This is a genomic window from Dongia sp., from assembly GCF_041905885.1.
In the GTDB taxonomy this organism is placed as follows: domain Bacteria; phylum Pseudomonadota; class Alphaproteobacteria; order Dongiales; family Dongiaceae; genus Dongia.
This window is the reverse complement of sequence record NZ_JAYRKD010000009.1, coordinates 143,968-163,407: the sequence shown is the minus strand read 5'-3', so window position 1 is coordinate 163,407 and position 19,440 is coordinate 143,968. Positions and strand designations below refer to the sequence as shown.

The window sequence follows — 19,440 nt, the reverse complement described above, 5'->3', positions numbered from 1 at the left end:
CTGGCCCGCGTCGACACAGACGCTGAAGTCCTGATCGCGGCGGGAAAGTCTCTCCTGTCCGGGTCCGGTCCGGGTTGGCTGCGCAGCAAGATCCCGCCGGCGAACGATAATCGGCTCGGGGTCGACACGGACGCGGAAATGCGGCTCCCGGCGGGAATGTTTCTCCTGTCCGGGTCCGGTCCGGGTCGCCGCCCCCGTTTGCTCGGGCGCAGCGTGCTCCGGCGCAGCGACGGGGAACAGCGCGTCTTCGGTGTCGGTGTCGGCTTCGGGCAAGGTCAGCAGGCTTTCCCGCTCGTCCGCCGGATGCCGCGATTCCATGTCCGATCGGCTCTCGTCCGTCGCGGTGTAAGTGAGGTGCATGCTGGACATCCTGGGGCCTCCGGGGATTGGGCGCGGGAGATCGTCGCCCGCTCAGGTTGAGCGAACGGGGTTGGCGCGATGCGCTGAACAACGGCCGCACGAGACGCAGGCGCTTGCCGCGTTGCGGATACTCACACAATAATGTATTATATTTTCCGACTGGCTTCAACAACCGGTTTGGAAACGCGGCGAAATGACTATAATAACCAATTTGGTCATTTGCCTGCAGGGAGCATTGAAATGGCCGACTCCTGGACGGTCGCCGAGGCGAAGGCGAAATTCAGCGAAGTGGTCGAGAAGGCGCGGACGGACGGACCGCAAACGATCACGCGTCACGGCCGCACCGCGGTCGTCGTCGTGGCAGCGGAAGAATGGGACCGTAAGACCAGGCGCACCGGGAATCTGGCGGAGTTCTTCGCCGCCTCGCCGCTGCGCGGCTCCGGGATCAAGATCACGCGCCGGAAGGATCGAGCCCGCAAGGTCGAGTTGTGAGTTTCCTGCTCGATACCAATGTGGTGTCGGAGGCGACGCGACCGCAGCCGCATCCCGGCGTGTTGGAATGGCTCGCCACTGTCGATGAAGATCGCATCCATCTCAGCGTCGTGACCTTGGCCGAAGTTCGGCACGGCATCGAGCGGATGCCCGCCGGATCACGCCGCAAGCGACTGGATGAATGGCTGCGCCATGACCTGGTCTCGCGCTTCGAAGGCAGAATCCTGCCGATCTCACCGGAGATTGCGGATGCCTGGGGAAAGATCGTGGCGCGGCGCGATGCGGTCGGCCGCCCCATCGGCGCGATGGATGCCTTCATCGCCGCAACGGCGGAGACTCATGCACTGACCCTGGTGACGCGCGACGTGGCGGGATTTGAGACGGTCGTGCGGGAGATCGTGAATCCGTGGGATGCGCTGTAGGGATGGTAAACTGTCGCCGGAATGGAAGATCGAGCAGGTGGTTGCCCGGATGCCAGCGTCCGAACTGACTCGTTCGTAGGGTTCGGTGCAGATTGGGGAGCCATGGTTGAGGCACAATCTTGGCATAAGCGTGCATCGTGGCTGGTGCCCAATGCAGCGCGATCTAGGGCGGACTGAAGGAGTGCCTCGCATTAAGTTGCGGTCTATCGTCTTGACTGCCGCTTTGATCGGCGCTGCCGTGGGTTTGGTGCTAACCGGCATATTGGTTAGCCGCGATCCGATCCGCGAACTTTCGAGCTATCCAGACGCTGCGACCTGCATGGTTGTGCAGAACGGCAAGCTCGTTCATTGCGATGCCGCCCTCATTCGGGAAACCGCACTACGGCTAGAGATCGCCCATAGGCTAGCAAGTGGAGCCAGCAGGAGCGAAGTCGCAACCTGGGCGATTGGCATCGGCGTAGATCCCGCGCGGGTCAGCGAGATCTTCGGACTCTCGGTGCATGACTTGGAACCAGGCAATTAACGTTGCTGGCTCAGGTTTGCGAGGTCTCTTCTGACCCTAAGCAAAGGTTTATAGGCATTTTTGGATCAGGGAGAATGCCACGGCATGCGAACACTTTTGGGTTTCACCTCGATCCTGATCTCAGCGGGTGCAGTCTACGCCGATGACACTATTTAACTCGGTTGCGAGGAAACCAGTCTTGCGACCTACAACGAAATCATGAACGAGACGAGGGACATTGACTGTCAGGCGAGCGAATACAACGCCGGTTGATGTATGGCGCGTGACTTGTTTCTTTCAGAGGCGGTATTGGCGAAGGCCAACGACGAGGCTCTCGCCACCATGGACGATCCTCAGGAAAGAGTCGCTTTCACGGAGGCGGCGAACGCTTGGTGCGGCTATCGAGAAGCGATTTGTAATCGGGAACCGAGTGCTCAAGTCGGCGGGAGCATGAGCGGGCAGCTTTCCAGCCAATGCCGCAGAGAGCGCAACGAATCTCACGCCAATATTTTGAGGAAGTGGATCGACTGCGTCACGAATGGAGGCTGCGAGAATCCGCCGCTATTCTTTAAGCTGGATAAGCCCTAACCAGCGTTCTGCTTGAAAACCAGCGAGACGACAGATGTCCGCTCCTGAAGGGCCGTGGAAGTTAGCACCCCCTCCCCCGAGATCGGGGGAGGGGAATGGGGAGAACCTTCGTGATGATCCGCGGCGTTGCGATTGCGCTGTACGCCCACGTTCACAGTTCGACAAAACCGAACCACCGCTGTACAAATTTGTTCAGGGTAGTTGCCGCGATCGGAGCTAGACTTCGGCCATGTTCGAGAACTGGGACGACCTGCGGATCTTTCTGGCCTTGGCGCGCGAGGGGAAGCTCACCGCGGTGGCCAAGAAGCTCAATGTCAGCCATCCGACGGTGGCGCGGCGGGTGAAGCAGCTCGAGGCCACCGTCGGGGCGCGGCTGTTCGATCGGCTGCCCGATCGCTTCGTCTTGACCGCGGCGGGCGAGGCGCTGCTCGGCGACGTGCAGGCGATGGAGGAAGCGGCGGCCTCGATCCACCGCCGCAGCGCCGGCATGAACGGCGACACGCTGGGCACGGTGCGGATCTCCGCCGGCGAGGCGATCACCGATTATCTCGCGCGCAACCTGCCGCGGCTGCGGCACAACCTGAACTGCATCGAGTTCGAGCTGGTGGCCACCCATACGCTGGCCAACCTCTCGCGGCGCGAAGCGGACCTGATGATCCGCGACAAGGTGCCGGAGCTCGCCTCGATCGTGACCCGCAAGCTCGGGTCGGCGAGCTATGCGATCTACGGCGCGGCCGATCTCGCGGTCGGCGGCACCTCGGGCGAGGCCTTGCGCAAGATGAACTGGATCGGCTTCGACGAAGAGCATGCCTATATGCCGGGCCAGGCCTGGATCCACGACCTGCTGGAAGACAAGCGGCCGGTCATCCGTACCAACGACTGGCAGATCCTGGCCGAGGCGACCCGCAGCGGCGCCGGGCTCGCGGTGCTGCCCTGCTATCTCGCCGATCCCGACCCTGCCTTACGCCGCATCGCGCCGCTGAAGGAAGTGGTCGCCGAGCAATGGCTGCTGGTGCATCGCGATCTCCGCGCTTTGCCGCGGGTGCGGGCGGTGATGGATGCGATCATCCGGCTGTTCCACGAGGACCGCGCCCTGCTCGAAGGCCGACAGGCCCGGCGCACAGCAAGATCTAATTCCGGGCCCGCCTTGCGCGTCGCCTCCTGACAGCCCTCGGGCGACCATCGTCACAGCGCTGCAACTTCTCCCTTCGCCCGTCGAGCGGCGCTGGCTATTGTCACGCCAGGGACTGGGGGGAAGCAGAACATGGCACAGGGCGCGAATGCGGCGATTCTCTATCGCCCGGAAGGCTTCGAGACCAGCGGGCCGCGGCTGATGGGAAGGCAGGCCGCCGGCGAGGGCTTCCTCAAGGGCTTCGTGCAGCATGCCGATGTCGACAATCTCTATTGCTACGCGCCACGGCGCGAGCAGGCCGACCACTTCAACGCCGCGGTCAAGGCCAGCGGCAATACGCGGCCGGTGCAGTGGCTGAACGAGATAGACGCGCGCGCGCCGGCCGAGCCCGGCACGCTCTATCTCCCTGATCCCTCGGTCTCGCTGCATGCCTGGCGGCGGCGACATTTCGACCAGCGCGCCTATTCGATCGTCGGCATCACCCATACCACCGCCTCGGCCGGCGCCATGGACTGGATCTCCGGCCTGCAGCTCTCCCCGGCGCAGGACTGGGATGCGTTGATCTGCACCTCGACGGTGGTGAAGCAGACCGTGGATTTCGTGCTCGACGCCCAGGCCGAGTTCCTGGGCGCGCGTTTCGGGGCGCAGAAGTTTCCGCGGCCGCAGCTCCCCGTCATCCCGCTCGGCATCGACACCGCGCGCTTCACGCCCGATGCCGCGAAGCGCGGCCAGGGCCGCGCCGCGCTCGGCATCGGCGAGGACGACATCGTGGTGCTGTTCGTCGGGCGCCTCAGCTTTCACGCCAAGGCGCATCCGCTGCCGATGTATCTGGGGCTGGAGCGCCTCGCCCGCACGATGCCGCAGCGGAAGATCCACCTGCTGCAGGCCGGCTGGTTCGCCAACGAGTTCATCGAGAAGGCGTTCAGGTCGGGGGCCGCGACCTTCTGCCCCTCGGTGCGCTGCCTCTTCGTCGACGGCCGCAACGCCGTGGCGCGGGACCAGGCCTGGGCCGCCGCCGACATCTTCACCTCGCTCTCCGACAACATCCAGGAGACCTACGGACTGGCGCCGGTCGAGGGCATGGCCGCCGGATTGCCGAGCGTGGTGACCGATTGGAACGGCTATCGCGATACCGTCCGCGACGGGGTCGACGGCATCCGGGTGGCGACCGTCATGCCGCCGCCCGGCTGGTCGGAGGATCTCGCCGACCGCCATGCCAACCAGCTCGACAACTACGACCACTATTGCGGCTTCACCAGCCAGTTCGTCGCCATCGATCCCGAGGCCTGCGCCGCGGCCTATGCGCGGCTCGCCCATGATCCCGAGTTGCGCCGGCGGATGGGTGCGGCGGCGCGCGAACGCGCGGTGGCGCAGTTCGACTGGCGCGTCGTCATCCACCAGTACCAGCAGCTCTGGGCCGAGCTCGCCGCGCGCCGGCGGAGCGCGGCGGAATCCGTGCCGCGCGTCGCCGGGCAGCCGGTGCAGCCGACCCGCGCCGATCCCTTCCAGGCCTTCGCTTCCTATGCGACGTCGACCTTGGGCCCGGACGACAAGATCGAGCTGGCGCCGGGCGCGACGCCCGCCACCTTCGACGGCGTCACCAGCTCGGCGCTGATCAGCTTCGCCCGGGCGGTCAACCCGCCGGCCGCGGAGATGCACCGCGTGATGGAGACGCTGAAGGGCGGCAGCCGCTCGGTCGCTGAGATCGCGCAGGACGGGCCGCGCGAATCCCAGAGCTATCGCGCGCGGAGCCTGCTCTGGCTGGCGAAGCTGGGGCTGGTGCGGATCCGGAAGGGCTAGCGCGCCAGCTTCGGCGCGTAGCCTTTCATGAACATCTCGACCGCGCCGGCGACGACGTCGTCGGCGCTCGGCTCGTCCTTCACCAGGTCGCCGAGATCGAGCATGCGCTGCAGGTAAAGCGGGCCGCGCACCAGCCAGATCAGTTGATGGGCGGCGAGCCGTGGGTTGGGGACGTCGAGCGTGCCCCGCCGGTTGTTGGCTTCGAAGAAGGCGGCCAGCATCTTGCGGAACGGCAAGGGCCCGGCTTCGACGAAGGCCTGGACCAGTTCGGGGAAGCGCGGGCCCTCGGCGATGATCACGCGGTAGATGCCGAGCGTCTTCGGCGCCAGCAGGAAGCGTTCGATCTCGCGGCAGATCTGGGTCAGCGCCTCGCGCACATCCTCCATCTCGGTCAGCGCCGGCATCAGGCCCTCGGCGTAGACGCGGCAGGCATTGTGGACCATCGAAGCGAACAGGCGGTCCTTGCTCTCGAAATGGGCGTAGACGGTGGCCTTGGAGACGCCGGCCTCGCGGGCGATCTGGTCCATGCTGACCGCGCCGTAGCCATGCTCGCGGAACAGCTGGCCGGCGGCGTCCAGGATCGCCTCGGTCTTCTCCGGGCGGCGTCCGGCCGAGGGGGCGAAGGTCTCGGCGGCCGGTTGCGCCAGGGGGGCGGAACTCATTCTCTCACTCCAAGGCAGCTGTCCAAACTGTGACGCAGCGCATAGTCCACTGAACTGAACGGTTCAGTTCGCGCTTGACTCTAGGTAGTCCGGCCACCATTCTCCGTCAAGACTAAACTGTACGGTTCAGTTTTACTCCCTGAAACCGACTAAGCCTCTGACGAGGAAAGGATATCCGCCATGGCCAAGCTTACGATTCGTCTTCTCCTGATGCTGATTGTAGCAGCCGGGGCGGTCGGCGGTGGAGCCTATTGGTGGAAGACCGGCCGATTCCAGGAGGGCACCGACAACGCCTATGTCGAGGGCGACATCTCGGTGGTGAGCCCGCTGGTCGAGGGCAAGGTGGCCAGCGTCGCGGTCGGCGACAACCAGGCGGTCAAGGCCGGTGACCTGCTGGTCACGATCGAGAGCGACGATTTCCGCGCCAAGGTCGCCGAGGCCGCGGCCTCGCTCGCCGCCGCGGCCGCGTCGATCGGGACGATCGACAGCCAGATCACCTGGCAGCAGACCAAGATCGACCAGATCGTCGCCCAGCAGCGCAGCGCCGGCGCCGAGCTGACCCGCGCGAAGACGGTCTATGACCGCTACAAGAAGCTGATCGAGAGCAAGGTGATCGGGACCCAGGATCTCGACGAGGCGACCGCCGCTTACGTGAAGGCGCAGGCCGCCGTCTCCGAGACCTCGGCGCAACTGGCCGCCGAGCAGACCCAGCTCGGCGTCTACCAGGCCTCACGCAAGGAAGCCGAGGCCAAGCAGATGGAAGCCGCCGCGACCTTGAAGCTCGCCGAGATCAATCTCGACCGCACCGTGATCAAGGCACCGATCGACGGTGTCGTGGGCAATCGCGGCGTGCGGGTCGGCCAGTATGTGAAGGCGGGCTCGCAGCTCTTGTCGCTGGTGCCGACCGACGTCCATGTGGTCGCCAATTTCAAGGAGACCCAGCTCGACCGCATGCGGCCGGGCCAGGAGGTTGCGATCTCGGTCGATGCCTTTCCGAGCGAGAAGCTGATCGGCACGGTCGAGAGCTTCGCGCCCGCGAGCGGCGCCGAGTTCAGCCTGCTGCCGGCGGAGAATGCGACCGGCAACTTCACCAAGATCGTCCGCCGCGTGCCGGTGCGGATCCAGCTGCCGGAGAACAACCCGCTGCACGGGTTGCTGCGCCCCGGCCTCTCGGTGGTGGTCGATGTCGACACCCGCACCGGGCCCAAGGTTTCGGGCGAAGACCAGGCGCCGAAGATCGCCGCGGGCGGGCTGCTGTTCGGCGCCGCCGTCGCCAGCGACCAGAAGTAAGCGGGTCGTCCGATGCAGCGCGGTTGTCGCACCCCCACCCAACCCTCCCCCAAAGTTGGGGGAGGGCTTAGATCATGAACCGGCCGCTCACCACCCGCGACTGGGTCGGGTTCATGATCATGGTGTTCGGGATGTTCATGGCGATCCTGGACATCCAGATCGTCTCCAGCTCGATCGCCGAGATCCAGGCCGGCCTTGCCGCCAGCGCCGACGAGATCAGCTGGGTGCAGACCTCCTATCTCATCGCCGAGGTGGTGATGATCCCGCTGACCGGCATCCTCTCGCGGCTGATGTCGACGCGGGTCTTCTTCGCGATCGCGGCGGCAGGCTTCACCTTGACCTCGGCCTTGTGCGCGCTGGCCTGGGACATCAACTCGATGATCATCTTCCGGGCGCTGCAGGGATTCCTGGGCGGCGCGATGATCCCGACGGTCTTCGCCACGTCGTTCATCGTGTTCCCGCCGGAGAAGCGCAACTTCCTCTCGGTGCTGATGGGCCTGGTCGCGACCATGGCGCCGACGCTCGGCCCCACGCTCGGCGGCTATCTCACCCAGACCTTCTCCTGGCACTGGCTGTTCCTGGCGAACCTGCTGCCGGGCATCGTCGTCTCCGTCGGCGTCTGGCTGCTGGTCGATTTCGACAAGTCGGACAAGTCGCTGCTGAAGGACTTCGATTATACCGGCCTGCTGCTGATGGCGGTGTTCCTGGGCTGCATGCAATACGCGATCGAGGAAGGCCCGCGCCAGGACTGGTTCGAGGACGCGGCCATCCGCAACGCCGCCGCAGTCGCGGCGCTGTTCGCCGTGCTGTTCTTCTGGCGCAGCTTCACCTACCGCGCGCCGATCGTCGATCTGCGCGGCTTCGCCGACAAGAATTTTGCGCTGGGCTGCATGTACAGCTTCATCATCGGCATCGGTCTCTACGGCTCGACCTATCTCACACCGGTCTTCCTCGGCCAGGTGCGCGGCTTCAACGCGCTGCAGATCGGCCAGATCATGTTCGTGACCGGCGTCTTCCAGTTCATGTCGGCGCCGATCGCCGGCCGGCTCGCCGGCAAGCTCGACCTCAGGGTGATGCTCGCCTTCGGCCTGCTGATGTTCGGCGGCGGCGTCTGGCTGCAGACCTACATGACCTCGGAATGGGGCTTCTGGGAATTCTTCGTACCCCAGGCGGTGCGCGGCTTCGCGCTGATGTTCCTGTTCATCCCGATCAACGCGGTGGCGCTCGGCACGCTTCCTCCTGCAAGACTGAAGAACGCCAGCGGCCTCTACAACCTGATGCGAAACTTGGGCGGCGCGATCGGGCTGGCGGGGATCAACACCATCATCAACGACCGCTTCGCGCTGCATTGGGCGCGGCTGGTCGAGGGATTGACGCCGAGCAACCCGAACCTGCAGGCCTATCTCGACGGTGCCCAGGGTGCGATGGGCGAGGCGCTGGGCGATTCCAGCTCACTCGCCAGCGTCAAGCTGCTGGCGCGGCTGGTTCGCCAGCAGGCCGAGACGCTCACGCTCGCCGACACCCAGCTGGTGATGGCGGCGATCTTCATCGCCGGGCTGCTGGCCATCCCGCTGCTCTCCAAGCCCAGGACCGCGCCGGCGAAGAGCGAGGCGCATTAGACGCACCCCCATCCCGTCCTTCCCCCTGAAGGGGGAAGGGGAAGAACGGAGCCGCTTTCAACAATCCAGAGTGTTGGCGCGTTCCCATTCGGTCAGGTGCTTGGTGAAGCTGTTCCACTCGTCGGTCTTCATCTTGATGTAGCTGTCGACGAAGCTGTCGCCGAACTGCTCGCGCACCGACTTCGACTTGTCGGTGAGGCGCAGCGCGTCCAGCAGGTTCAAGGGCAGCTTCTTCGCGTTCTTCACCGTGTGGCCTTCGGTGTACATGTTGATGTCGAGCCGTTTGCCGGGATCGCGGTTGTTGGCGATGCCGTCCAGGCCCGCCGCCAGAATGCCGGCCTGCAACAGGTAGGGGTTGGTGGCGCCGTCGGCGAGGCGGATCTCGAAGCGGCCGGCATCGGGCACCCGGATCATGTGGGTGCGGTTGTTGCCGGTCCAGGTGATGCTTGAGGGCGACCAGGTGGCGCCGGAGGTGGTGCGCGGCGCGTTGATGCGCTTGTAGGAATTGACCGTCGGGTTGAAGAAGGAGCAGAGGCTGTCGGCATTGTGCAGGATGCCGCCCAGCGCCTTGTAGGCGGTCTTCGAGAGACCGAGCTCGCCCTTCGGGTCGCCGAACAGGTTGGCCCTGCCGGATTTGTCCCAGAAGGAGACATGGGCGTGGCAACCGTTGCCGGTCAGGTTCGAGAACGGCTTCGGCATGAAGGTCGCGCGCATGCCGTGCTTCTCGGCGATCGAGCGCGCCATGTATTTGAAGAAGACATGGCGGTCGGCGGTCAGCAGGCAGTCGTCATATTCCCAGTTCATCTCGAACTGACCGTTCGCGTCCTCGTGGTCGTTCTGATAGGGCTTCCAGCCCAAGGCCAGCATGCTGTCGCAGATCTCGGTGATGACGTCATAGCGCCGCATCAGGGCCTGCTGGTCGTAGCAGGGCTTGTCCTGGGTGTCGGCGCCGTCGGCGATCGCCTTGCCGTCCGGCGTGATCAGGAAGAACTCGCATTCGACGCCGCTCTTCATGCGGAGGCCCTTCTTCTCGGCCTCGGCGATCTTGCGCTTGAGCAAAGCGCGCGGGCTGTCGGCGACCGGCCTGCCGTCCATCCAGAGGTCGCTCGCCAGCCAGCCCACTTCCGGCTTCCAGGGCAGCTGGATCAGGCTTTCCGGGTCGGGCTTGGCGAAGAGATCGGGATGGGCCGGCGTCATGTCGAGCCAGGTGGCGAAGCCGGCAAAGCCGGCGCCGTCCCTTTGCATCGCGCCGATCGCGGCAGCGGGCGAGAGCTTCGCGCGCAGCACGCCGAACAAATCGACGTAGGAAATCAGGAAATACTTGATCTTTCGCTCTTTCGCGATTTTCGCGAGATCGGTCGCCATGGTCCCCTCTTGCTTTTCGGCGCCGCGTCGCTGGTCGCGCGGCGTCTCCCTGTTACGCCATCGTGGAAGTGATCAGTATTTGTCCTGTCCCGGAATCCAGTTGGTCCCCGCCAGCGGCACCCGCGCCATCGCCGCGGATTCCACGGTCAGCGCCACGAGATCGTCCGGCTCCAGATTGTGCAGATGGCTCTTGCCGCAGGCCCGGGCGATGATCTGCGCCTCCATGGTGAGGACGGCGAGATAATTCGCCAGGCGGTGGCCGGCCTTCTCCGGATCGAGCCGGGCAGCCAGCTGCGGATCCTGGGTGGTGATGCCGGCCGGATCGCGGCCTTCATGCCAGTCGTCATAGCAGCCGGCGGTCGAGCCCAGCTTCCTGTATTCCTCTTCCCATTTCGGGTCGTTGTCGCCGAGCGCGATCAGCGCGGCGGTGCCGATCGCGACCGCATCGGCGCCGAGCGCCAGGCATTTCGCCACGTCGGCACCATTGCGGATGCCGCCGGAGACGATGAGCTGCACCTTACGGTGCATGTCGAGATCCTGCAGCGCCTGCACCGCCGGGCGGATCGCCGCCAGAATCGGCAGGCCGACATGCTCGATGAACACGTCCTGGGTCGCCGCGGTGCCGCCCTGCATGCCGTCGAGCACGACCACGTCGGCGCCGGACTTCACCGCCAAGGCGGTGTCGAAATAGGGCCGCGTCGCGCCGACCTTCACGTAGATCGGCTTCTCCCAGTTGGTGATCTCGCGCAGCTCGTGGATCTTGATGGTGAGATCGTCCGGGCCGGTCCAGTCGGGATGCCGGCAGGCGGAACGCTGATCGATGCCGATCGGGAGATTCCGCATCTTGGCGACGCGCTCGGTGATCTTCTGCCCGAGCAGCATGCCGCCGCCGCCGGGCTTGGCGCCCTGCCCGATCACCACCTCGATCGCATCGGCCTTGCGGAGATCGTCGGGGTTCATGCCGTAGCGCGAGGGCAAGAGCTGATAGACCAGGGTCTTCGAGGACTTGCGCTCCTCCGGCGTCATGCCGCCGTCGCCGGTCGTGGTGCTGGTGCCCATGATCGAGGCGCCGCGGCCGAGTGCGTCCTTGGCGGCGCCGGACAGCGAGCCGAAGCTCATGCCGGCGATGGTGACCGGGATCTTGAGCTCGATCGGCTTCTTCGCATAGCGGGTGCCGAGCGTGACGTTGGTCGCGCATTTCTCGCGGTAGCCTTCCAGCGGATAGCGCGAGATCGAGGCGCCGAGGAACAGCAGGTCGTCGAAATGCGGAACCTTGCGCTTGGCGCCGGCGCCGCGGATGTCATAGATGCCGGTCGCCGCGGCGCGGTGGATCTCGGCGATCGAATGGGCATCGAACGTCGCCGAGGGGCGCGGCGGCGTGTAGAACGGGGTGGGGTTGGCGCGATCGCTCATGTGCGGCCTTCGTCAGTAGGCATCGACGTTGTCGATGTGGAAGTTGTAGAGCTTGCGCGAGGAGCCGTAGCGCTTGAAGCTCTTGGGATCGGCTTCGACGCCGGCGGCCTGGAGCAGCCGGGCGAGCTTGGCGAGATGGTGCGGCGTCATCTTCTTCTCGACGCAATCGGCGCCGAGGCTCTCCACTTTGCCGCGGACATAGAGCCTGGCCTCGTAGATCGAATCGCCGAGGTTGGCCCCGGCATCGCCGCAGACCACCAGCGCGCCGGACTGGGCCATGAAGGCGCTCATCGCACCGACCGAGCCCTTGACCACGATGTCGATACCCTTCATCGAGATGCCGCAACGGGTGCCCGCATCGCCCTCGATCACCAGGAGGCCGCCCTGGCCGGTGGCGCCGGCGGCCGCGGAGGCGGTGCCCTTCACCACGACCTCGCCGGACATCATGTTCTCAGCGACGCCGACGCCGCACTGGCCGTGGATCACCACCTTGGCCTTCTGGTTCATGCCGGCGCAGTAATAGCCGATATGGCCTTCGATATGGACTTCGATCGGCGCCGTCAGCCCGACCGCGCAGGCATGCTCGCCATGCGGGTTGGTGAGCTTCCAGAGCCGCTCATTGGTCTCGGCGGGGAGACCCTGGAGCCGCTGGTTGACTTCGCGGAGCGGGGTCTTCTCGAGATCGATCGTGTTCAAGTGAGGCGCGCCTTAATGGAGGGACCAGGTGTAGACGGTGGCGGGCGCCGGCTCCCAGATCTTCGCCTTCTCGATGTTCGGGAGATAGGCGAGGCTGCGGAACTCGGAGGCCATGGCGACCCAGTCGTCGTTCTCGGCCAGCACGGCCGGCTTGCATGCGACCGCGTCGCGCAGGACCGCGAAGCCGTCCTTGGTGCCCATGGTGAAGGTGAAGAAGCCGTCGAGATCGCTTAAGCCCGCTTCCATCGCTTCCTTCAAGCTTGCGCCTTCCTTCAGGCGGTGCGCGAAGTAGCGCGCGGCAACTTCGGAATCGTTGTCGGTCTCGAACTCCTGTCCCTGCTTCCTCAGCCACTTCCTCAAGTTGTTGTGGTTGGAGAGCGAGCCGTTGTGGACCAGGCACATGTCCGACGCCGGGGTGAAGGGATGCGAATGCTCGGTGGTGACGGCGCTCTCGGTCGCCATTCTCGTGTGACCAATGGCGTGGCTGCCTTCCATGCCGGCCAGGCCATACTTGGCCGCGACATCCGCCGGCAGGCCCATGTCCTTATAGACTTCCATGAGCTGGCCGTAGCCCATGATCCGCACGTCCGGATGGTTAGCGCGGATCCAGGGCAACACCCGGTCTTCCGGGCAATGCGCGACCAGGCGGGCATGGTTGCCCTTCTGGTCGATGTCGGTCTCGACGTTGAGCGCGTCGGCGAGATCGCCGGCCAGCTTGTGCCAGTGATAGGTCGTGTCGGCGTTGAACAGGGTGATCTTGCTCTGCCCCTTGGGCACCGCCGAGTGATAGACCGCGATGCCGGCGCTGTCCGGCCCGCGCTCGGTCATGCCGACCAGCATGGTCTCGAGATGCTTCCCGAGCGCCGGCTGGAGCTTGGGGTTCTTCAGAAAGAGGCCGACGATGCCGCACATGGCATTGCTCCCATCAGGCAAAAAAGCTGCAGGATATTAGCGCAGCCTCCGGCCCGATTTCAAGTATCAGGAAACAATTTTTCCTGGCAGGAAAGTCGCGGGCAATCCGCTTCAGCCGCGGTCGGCGCGGGTATAGGTGATGATCGAGAGGAAGCGGATCGGCAGCTTCTTCAGCTGCTCCGGCCCATGCGGCACATCGGAATCGAAGAACAGGCTGTCGCCGGGGGTGAGCTGATAGAGCCGGTCGCCGTGCCGGTAGCCGACCTCGCCCTCCAGCATGTAGATGAACTCGATCCCGTCATGCTGGAACACCGGGAAGACGTCGGAGTCCTTGGTCAAAGTGATGAGATAGGGCTCGACCGCGAGGTCGCGGCTCAAGGAATGGCCGAGCAGCTGGTATTGGTGGCCGGCGCGGGTGCCTCGGCGCTCGATGGTGAGGCCCATCCCCGCCTTCACATAGGTCGCGTCCTTCTCCTCCTCGAACTTCCGGAAGAAGGCGGTGACCGGAACCTGCAGCGCCTTGGAGAGTTCCTGCAGGGTCGCGAGCGACGGCGAGGTCTGCCCGTTCTCGATCTTCGACAGCATGCCGGTGGACATGCCGGCCATGGCCGCGAGCTCGGCGACCGTCATGTTCAGCTTGCGCCGGAAGTCGCGCACCTCGTGGCCGATCGCCAGTTCGAGGCTGTTGCGCTGCGCACTGACGTGATGCGGATCCTGGAAATCGAGCTTGGCGTCGGCCTTCTTCGCCGCATCCGGCGCGCCCTTGTTGCGCTTGGAAGGCGGCGATCGACGCAGCGGCTCGCGCTTCTTCGCTTTGTTGGGCACCATTGTTTCCAGTACTTCGGATCACACCTTCAGAACCTCGGGGTGATCCCAACGCCGGGAGTTTTTTCCGACCGCGACAGTACACGCTCCGCTGTCCGTTTCGCAATGCACAGGCCGAGTCGCGGCGAGCGCGCATTCGCCGCACGATCCCGCGCCATCCGATTGCTGCAAATCGGCGGATTCGTTAGCCTAAAGTCGCAGTGGGCGATTCGCTCTTCGCCAATCAACAGGTGTCTATCATGAACCAGCGTGACATGCTCGCGGCCGTGCAGAAGAAGACCGGCCTCCCCCTCAAGGACTGCAAAGCCGTCGTCGAGGCGTTCTTCGATACCGTGACGAAGACGTCGAAGAAGGAGCCGGTGCGCACCACGCTCGGCACCTTCGTGGTCGCGAAGCGCGCCGCCCGGATGGGCCGCAATCCGCAGACCGGCGAAGCGATCAAGATCGCGGCTTCCAAGAAGTTCCGCTTCCGGCCGTCCAAGGCCACCAAGGAAGCCGTGATGTGATGCAGCGGCGAAGCCCCGCGATGGCTTCGCCTTTCACACCGCACCAACGCCGTTTCGCACCGGACGCGGTGGTTTGATCGGCGATTGGGTATCCGGCGGAGAGCCCCATTTCCGCCCGGACCCAATTGCCCAGCGCCCCTCGGCGAATTTCCCGAAAAGCCGCTAAAACCCAGAGCTTGCAGCAGCGGCGGTTCCCCGCGCCGGCGGCATGGCATCGGCCCGATATTCGCAGGACAAGTGGAACTCGCGCGTTCTATTCTTATATGAACCTGCACGCCCCGATTTCCATTCCCCCGATCCATTCCGTTGTGATGCCGTCCAGCATACCCCGCCCCATCCTGGTTCCGCTGATTGTCGCGACGGCGCTGTTCATGGAGAACCTGGATTCCACGGTGCTCGCCACCGCGCTGCCGGCGATCGCGCAGTCGCTCGGCGAGAATCCGATCCGGCTCAACCTCGCGATCTCGTCCTATCTGCTGAGCCTCGCCGTGTTCATCCCCGCCTCCGGCTGGATCGCCGATCGCTTCGGCGCGCGGCATGTGTTCCGCGCCGCGATCGCGATCTTCATGCTGGGCTCGATCCTGTGCGGCCTGTCGACCTCGCTGTTCGAGTTCATCGGCGCGCGCATCCTGCAGGGGATCGGCGGCGCGATGATGGTGCCGGTCGGGCGCCTGGTCCTGCTGCGCTCGGTTGAGAAGTCCGAACTGGTGCGGGCGATGGCCTACCTCACCCTGCCGGCGCTGATCGGGCCGGTGATCGGCCCGCCGGTCGGCGGCTTCCTTGCGACCTATGTGTCCTGGCGCTGGATCTTCTGGATCAACATCCCGATCGGCATCCTCGGCATCACGCTGGTGACATTGTTCATCGAGAATGTGCGCGAGAAGAATATCCGGCCGTTCGACACCTACGGCTTCATGATGACGGCCATCGGCTTCACGGGCTTGATCTTCGGCTTTGAATCGGTCGGCCGCGGCACCTTGCCGACACCGATCGTGATTGCCCTGTTGGCGACCGGCGCGGCGTCGATCGCCGCCTATGTCCGCTACGCCTATCGCAACCCGCATCCGATCGTCGACTTGCGGCTGCTGACCATCCCGACCTTCCGCGCCGGGGTCTATGGCGGGTTCCTGTTCCGGATCGCGATCGGCGCCCTGCCCTTCATCCTGCCGATGATGCTGCAATTGGGCTTCGGCCTATCGCCGTTTCATTCGGGCCTGCTCACCTTCGCCAGCGCTGCGGGTGCGATGCTGATGAAGGCGACCGCCGGCCCGGTGCTGCGCCGCTTCGGCTTCCGCCGCACCTTGATCGCCAATGCGGTGCTCTCGGGCGCCTTCGTCGCGGTCTATGGCTTCTTCACGCCGACCACGCCGGGCTGGGTGATCCTCGGCCTGCTGCTGGCGGGCGGCTTCTTCCGCTCGCTGCAATTCACCGGCATCAACACGCTGACCATGTCCGACATCCCGCAGCCGCGGATGAGCCAGGCCTCCAGCTTCTCTTCGATCGGCCAGCAATTGTCATTGAGCGTCGGCGTCGGGATCGGCGCCATGGCGCTGCATTTCACCATCGCGCTGCACGGCGCGGGTGCGATCACCGCGGCCGATTTCCCACCGGCCTTCTTCCTGGTCGGCGCCATCGCCTGCACGTCGCTGCTGTTCTATCTGCCGCTCAGCGCCGATGCCGGCGCCGAGGTGACCGGCCACCGCGCCACGCGGCCGGTCGTCGACGAGGTAAAGGCGCGCAGCGCGGAGTAGTCAGATCAGGCCCAGCCGCCGTCGATGGTGAATTCCTGCGCCGTGCACATCCGGGAATCATCGGAAGCGAGGAACAGCACCAGGCGCGCGACATCCATCGGCTGGATCTTGTCCTTCAGGCATTGCGCGGCGTCGCGCATCGCGTCGGCCTCGGGGGTGAGCCAGAGCGTCTTCTGCCGCTCGGTCATGATCCAGCCGGGCAGCACGGTATTGACGCGGATCCGGTCCGGGCCGAGATCGCGGGCCATGCCGCGGCTGAGCGCATGCATCGCCGCCTTCGACGCGGTGTAGGCCGCCATGCCGCCCATCGCCAGCTTCCAGCTGATCGAGCCGAAGTTGACGATCGAGCCGCCGCCGGCGCGCTTCATCTGCGGCGCCGCCGCCTGCATGGTGAAGAAGGTCGGGCTGAGGTTGACCGCGAGCCGCTCGTTCCAATATTCCGGCGTCACCTCTTCCCATTTGTGGCGCTGGTCGTTGGCGGCGTTGTTGACCAGGACCGAGAGGTCGCCGTTCGCCTTGCCGGCCTGCGCGACCGCGGCCTGCAGCGCCGGGATGTCGGTGAGATCGCATTTGATGAACAAGGGCGCGTTTCCATATTGCGCCTTCAGCGCCGCGACCAGCTTCTCGCTGGCTTCGGCGTTGATATCGACGAAGGCGACCTTGGCGCCCTGATCGACGAAGGCTTCGACGATCGCCGCGCCGATGCCGGAGCCGCCGCCGGTGACGAACACGCTGCGGCCCTTGAGGCCCGGATGGCGGGCCAGTTTCGATAAATCCATGCTTGCCTCGAACGATGCTGGGGGATGCTGCTGGCAGGTCGCCCGGCAGGCGGCCTATTTCTTGACCTTCGGTTTCGCCCGCCGCTTCTCGCGGCTGCTATCCCGGGCCTGTTGTGCCAGCACTGCCCCGGTATCCGCAAGTAGAGCGCGCACCGCCTTGCGGGCGGCTTCCGGCCGCCGCTTGCGGATCGCCGTCACGATGTTCTCGTGCAGCCAATAGGCGTCGCGCCAGGTCTGGTTATGCTTCACGGTGAAATCGAACATGGTGCCGAGCGCGGATTCGATCAGGAAACCGAACGGCACCAGCAGCTCGTTGCCCGCCGCCCAGAGTATGGCGACGTGGAACTGCACGTCCGCCACGTTCCAGCCGGCGGGGTCGGTGGCATCCCGCATGCCGTGCAGGGCCTGCTCGATGGTTTTCAGCTGACTCGGCGTGTGATTGAGGGCGGCGAGCGCCGCGGCCTCCGGCTCCAGGATGTCGCGCACCTGGTGCATGCTCGCCAGAAAGTGGCTGCGCTCGGCGGCGGCGCAGTACCAGACCAGCACGTCCCGGTCGAGCAGGTTCCAGGACTCCTTGGGCTGGACCCGGGAGCCGATCTTCGGCCGCGAGATGATCAGGCCCTTGGCGGTCAGCATCTTCATGGCTTCGCGCACGGCGGTGCGGCTGACGCCATAGGCCCGACAGCTTTCTGCCTCGTTGGGAAGAAGATCGCCCGGAGCGAACTCTCCACGCAATATCCGCGCGCCGATGTCCTGGGCGACCTGGTGGTGCAGGCTGCTCTTGCGCACCGCAGCAACCTTGCCGGCCGTTTTGAGCTGGCGCATGGCTAGAACAGGCGCAGCGTTGCGGCTATGCCGGTATTGTCATACATATTGCACCGCAAAACCGCCCCGTCCCAGAAAGTTTGTGGTTATTGATTGCGCCGGAGGTTATCACAACCTCGGGAATTGTCATACATAATGTCGTTGCGGCCCAAAATGGGCTATGATAGTAGCGACCTATCGACGCCATTTTGAGAGAGCCCGGTTGAACGGGCCGGCGGCATCGTAGACGACCTTGGGAGGGATGCACCACGATTATCCGAAGCCGCGCGCTGCTTGCCCGGCGGGATCGATGGATCTGGATGCCTCCGCGCCCGCCGGGCCGCCTCAAACTCCTTCAACTCAAACGCGATCTAACACCCACAATCCCGATGGGAGGACATACGTGAAACATCTGAAATCAATCCTGGCCGCTGCAGCGCTGGGCGTCTTCGCCCTCACCGCGACCGCGCAGGCCCAGGACAAGGGCCTGGTCGGCGTCGCGATGCCGAACAAGTCCTCGACCCGCTGGATCCACGACGGCGACGCCGTGGTCGAGCAATTGAAGGCGCTCGGCTACACCACCGACCTGCAGTATGCCAGCGACGACATCCCGACCCAGCTCGCCCAGATCGAGAACATGGTCACCAAAGGCGCCAAGGTCCTGGTGATCGCCTCGATCGACGGCACCACGCTCTCCGACGTGCTGCAGAAGGCGCATGACGCCGGCATCAAGGTCATCGCCTATGACCGCCTGATCAAGAAGTCGCCGAACGTCGATTACTACGCGACTTTCGACAACTTCAAGGTCGGCGTGCTGCAGGCGACCTCGATCGTCGACAAGCTCGGCCTGAAGGACGGCAAGGGTCCGTTCAACATCGAGCTGTTCGGCGGCTCGCCGGACGACAACAACGCCTTCTTCTTCTACGACGGCGCGATGTCGGTCCTGCAGCCCTACATCGACAGCGGCAAGCTGGTGGTGCAGTCCGGCCAGATGGGCATGGAAAAGGTCGGCACCTTGCGCTGGCTGGCGGCGACCGCCCAGGCCCGCATGGAGAACCTGCTCTCCGCCTTCTACACCGACAAGCATGTCGATGCGGTGCTGTCGCCGTATGACGGCCTCTCGATCGGCATCATCTCGGCCTTGAAGGGCGTCGGCTACGGCAGCGGCGACCTGAAGATGCCGGTGGTCTCCGGCCAGGACGCCGAGATCCCGTCGGTGAAGTCGATCATCGCCGGCGAGCAGTATTCGACGATCTACAAGGACACCCGCGAGCTGGCGAAGGTGACCGTGCAGATGGTCGATGCGGTGATGAGCGGCAAGGAGCCGGAAGTGAACGACACCAAGACCTACAACAACGAGGTCAAGGTCGTTCCCTCCTACCTGCTGACCCCGGTCGCGGTCGATGCCACCAACTGGGAGAAGATCCTGGTCGATGGCGGCTACTACAAGAAGGAAGAGATCACGCAGTAAGCGCGGGATCGCTGCTTCGACGGTCGGGCCCCGCAGCCAAGCGGGGCCCGA

Annotated in this window: 18 protein-coding genes; 10 read left to right on the top strand and 8 right to left on the bottom strand. The window is 65.0% G+C overall.

Annotated features, from left to right (window positions below; all coding sequences use genetic code 11):
* Positions 1 to 600 precede the first annotated feature (600 nt).
* The 5 genes from ACH2CY_RS11990 (at position 601) to ACH2CY_RS11970 (ending at position 5,296) form a co-directional block, all read left to right on the top strand.
* Complete coding sequence (locus tag ACH2CY_RS11990; protein WP_395019304.1) at positions 601 to 852, top strand: type II toxin-antitoxin system Phd/YefM family antitoxin; 252 nt, start codon at positions 601 to 603, stop codon at positions 850 to 852.
* Positions 849 to 1,274, top strand: coding sequence for a type II toxin-antitoxin system VapC family toxin (locus tag ACH2CY_RS11985; protein ID WP_395019302.1), 426 nt, complete (start codon positions 849 to 851; stop codon positions 1,272 to 1,274). Before ACH2CY_RS11990 ends, ACH2CY_RS11985 begins: the two co-directional genes overlap by 4 nt.
* Before the next feature lie 778 nt (positions 1,275 to 2,052).
* The gene (locus ACH2CY_RS11980) at positions 2,053 to 2,364 is read left to right on the top strand and encodes a lysozyme inhibitor LprI family protein (protein WP_395019300.1); all 312 of its coding nucleotides are present in this window, start codon (positions 2,053 to 2,055) and stop codon (positions 2,362 to 2,364) included.
* 229 nt (positions 2,365 to 2,593) lie between these two features.
* Positions 2,594 to 3,529: a LysR family transcriptional regulator gene (locus tag ACH2CY_RS11975; protein ID WP_395019298.1), complete on the top strand. Its 936-nt coding sequence runs from the start codon at positions 2,594 to 2,596 to the stop codon at positions 3,527 to 3,529.
* A gap of 99 nt (positions 3,530 to 3,628) precedes the next feature.
* Positions 3,629 to 5,296: a glycosyltransferase family 4 protein gene (locus ACH2CY_RS11970; RefSeq protein WP_395019297.1), complete on the top strand. Its 1,668-nt coding sequence runs from the start codon at positions 3,629 to 3,631 to the stop codon at positions 5,294 to 5,296.
* On the opposite strand, the gene ACH2CY_RS11965 is transcribed toward ACH2CY_RS11970, so the two are convergent.
* Complete coding sequence (locus ACH2CY_RS11965) at positions 5,293 to 5,958, bottom strand: TetR/AcrR family transcriptional regulator (RefSeq protein WP_395019295.1); 666 nt, start codon at positions 5,956 to 5,958, stop codon at positions 5,293 to 5,295. The genes ACH2CY_RS11970 and ACH2CY_RS11965 overlap by 4 nt on opposite strands.
* Before the next feature lie 180 nt (positions 5,959 to 6,138).
* Between ACH2CY_RS11965 and ACH2CY_RS11960 the strand changes: the two genes are divergently transcribed.
* On the top strand, positions 6,139 to 7,248 hold the full coding sequence (locus ACH2CY_RS11960) for an HlyD family secretion protein (protein WP_395019293.1): 1,110 nt from the start codon (positions 6,139 to 6,141) through the stop codon (positions 7,246 to 7,248).
* A 74-nt stretch (positions 7,249 to 7,322) separates the two neighbouring features.
* A complete protein-coding gene (locus ACH2CY_RS11955; RefSeq protein WP_395019291.1) occupies positions 7,323 to 8,867 on the top strand; it encodes a DHA2 family efflux MFS transporter permease subunit in 1,545 nt (514 codons plus the stop codon).
* A gap of 57 nt (positions 8,868 to 8,924) precedes the next feature.
* Here ACH2CY_RS11955 and glnT read toward each other — a convergent pair whose 3' ends face one another.
* From glnT to ACH2CY_RS11930, 5 genes are all read right to left on the bottom strand, one after another.
* The gene (gene glnT, locus ACH2CY_RS11950; protein ID WP_395019289.1) at positions 8,925 to 10,232 is read right to left on the bottom strand and encodes a type III glutamate--ammonia ligase; all 1,308 of its coding nucleotides are present in this window, start codon (positions 10,230 to 10,232) and stop codon (positions 8,925 to 8,927) included.
* A 72-nt stretch (positions 10,233 to 10,304) separates the two neighbouring features.
* Positions 10,305 to 11,645, bottom strand: coding sequence for an FMN-binding glutamate synthase family protein (locus ACH2CY_RS11945; protein ID WP_395019287.1), 1,341 nt, complete (start codon positions 11,643 to 11,645; stop codon positions 10,305 to 10,307).
* Positions 11,646 to 11,657: 12 nt separating this feature from the next.
* A complete protein-coding gene (locus ACH2CY_RS11940; RefSeq protein WP_395019285.1) occupies positions 11,658 to 12,341 on the bottom strand; it encodes a protein glxC in 684 nt (227 codons plus the stop codon).
* 12 nt (positions 12,342 to 12,353) lie between these two features.
* Positions 12,354 to 13,253, bottom strand: a complete 900-nt coding sequence (locus ACH2CY_RS11935; protein ID WP_395019283.1) for a glutamine amidotransferase family protein — start codon at positions 13,251 to 13,253, stop codon at positions 12,354 to 12,356.
* 111 nt (positions 13,254 to 13,364) lie between these two features.
* Positions 13,365 to 14,078 carry a helix-turn-helix domain-containing protein gene (locus ACH2CY_RS11930; RefSeq protein WP_395019282.1) on the bottom strand — a complete coding sequence of 238 codons (714 nt, stop codon included), beginning with the start codon at positions 14,076 to 14,078 and terminating at the stop codon, positions 13,365 to 13,367.
* A gap of 239 nt (positions 14,079 to 14,317) precedes the next feature.
* Between ACH2CY_RS11930 and ACH2CY_RS11925 the strand changes: the two genes are divergently transcribed.
* Together ACH2CY_RS11925 and ACH2CY_RS11920 are read left to right on the top strand one after the other, a co-directional pair.
* Positions 14,318 to 14,584, top strand: coding sequence for an HU family DNA-binding protein (locus tag ACH2CY_RS11925; protein ID WP_395019280.1), 267 nt, complete (start codon positions 14,318 to 14,320; stop codon positions 14,582 to 14,584).
* Between the two features lie 263 nt (positions 14,585 to 14,847).
* Positions 14,848 to 16,335: a DHA2 family efflux MFS transporter permease subunit gene (locus ACH2CY_RS11920; protein ID WP_395019278.1), complete on the top strand. Its 1,488-nt coding sequence runs from the start codon at positions 14,848 to 14,850 to the stop codon at positions 16,333 to 16,335.
* A gap of 5 nt (positions 16,336 to 16,340) precedes the next feature.
* On the opposite strand, the gene ACH2CY_RS11915 is transcribed toward ACH2CY_RS11920, so the two are convergent.
* The gene (locus ACH2CY_RS11915; protein WP_395019276.1) at positions 16,341 to 17,114 is read right to left on the bottom strand and encodes an SDR family NAD(P)-dependent oxidoreductase; all 774 of its coding nucleotides are present in this window, start codon (positions 17,112 to 17,114) and stop codon (positions 16,341 to 16,343) included.
* A gap of 54 nt (positions 17,115 to 17,168) precedes the next feature.
* On the bottom strand, positions 17,169 to 17,939 hold the full coding sequence (locus ACH2CY_RS11910; protein WP_395019274.1) for a FadR/GntR family transcriptional regulator: 771 nt from the start codon (positions 17,937 to 17,939) through the stop codon (positions 17,169 to 17,171).
* 382 nt (positions 17,940 to 18,321) lie between these two features.
* On the opposite strand from ACH2CY_RS11910, the gene chvE reads away from it, so the two are divergent.
* Positions 18,322 to 19,389, top strand: coding sequence for a multiple monosaccharide ABC transporter substrate-binding protein (gene chvE, locus ACH2CY_RS11905; protein WP_395019272.1), 1,068 nt, complete (start codon positions 18,322 to 18,324; stop codon positions 19,387 to 19,389).
* The last annotated feature ends 51 nt before the right edge of the window (positions 19,390 to 19,440 follow it).

Excerpts from the sequence above, each read along its gene's own strand:
- ACH2CY_RS11915 (WP_395019276.1), bottom strand. The coding sequence starts at position 17,114 with ATGGATTTATCGAAACTGGCCCGCCATCCGGGCCTCAAGGGCCGCAGC.
- ACH2CY_RS11980 (WP_395019300.1), top strand. The coding sequence starts at position 2,053 with ATGGCGCGTGACTTGTTTCTTTCAGAGGCGGTATTGGCGAAGGCCAAC.
- ACH2CY_RS11945 (WP_395019287.1), bottom strand. The coding sequence starts at position 11,645 with ATGAGCGATCGCGCCAACCCCACCCCGTTCTACACGCCGCCGCGCCCC.
- ACH2CY_RS11975 (WP_395019298.1), top strand. The coding sequence starts at position 2,594 with ATGTTCGAGAACTGGGACGACCTGCGGATCTTTCTGGCCTTGGCGCGC.
- ACH2CY_RS11965 (WP_395019295.1), bottom strand. The coding sequence starts at position 5,958 with ATGAGTTCCGCCCCCCTGGCGCAACCGGCCGCCGAGACCTTCGCCCCC.
- ACH2CY_RS11970 (WP_395019297.1), top strand. The coding sequence starts at position 3,629 with ATGGCACAGGGCGCGAATGCGGCGATTCTCTATCGCCCGGAAGGCTTC.
- ACH2CY_RS11990 (WP_395019304.1), top strand. The coding sequence starts at position 601 with ATGGCCGACTCCTGGACGGTCGCCGAGGCGAAGGCGAAATTCAGCGAA.
- ACH2CY_RS11955 (WP_395019291.1), top strand. The coding sequence starts at position 7,323 with ATGAACCGGCCGCTCACCACCCGCGACTGGGTCGGGTTCATGATCATG.
- ACH2CY_RS11925 (WP_395019280.1), top strand. The coding sequence starts at position 14,318 with ATGAACCAGCGTGACATGCTCGCGGCCGTGCAGAAGAAGACCGGCCTC.
- ACH2CY_RS11960 (WP_395019293.1), top strand. The coding sequence starts at position 6,139 with ATGGCCAAGCTTACGATTCGTCTTCTCCTGATGCTGATTGTAGCAGCC.
- ACH2CY_RS11910 (WP_395019274.1), bottom strand. The coding sequence starts at position 17,939 with ATGCGCCAGCTCAAAACGGCCGGCAAGGTTGCTGCGGTGCGCAAGAGC.
- ACH2CY_RS11935 (WP_395019283.1), bottom strand. The coding sequence starts at position 13,253 with ATGTGCGGCATCGTCGGCCTCTTTCTGAAGAACCCCAAGCTCCAGCCG.
- glnT (WP_395019289.1), bottom strand. The coding sequence starts at position 10,232 with ATGGCGACCGATCTCGCGAAAATCGCGAAAGAGCGAAAGATCAAGTAT.
- ACH2CY_RS11920 (WP_395019278.1), top strand. The coding sequence starts at position 14,848 with ATGAACCTGCACGCCCCGATTTCCATTCCCCCGATCCATTCCGTTGTG.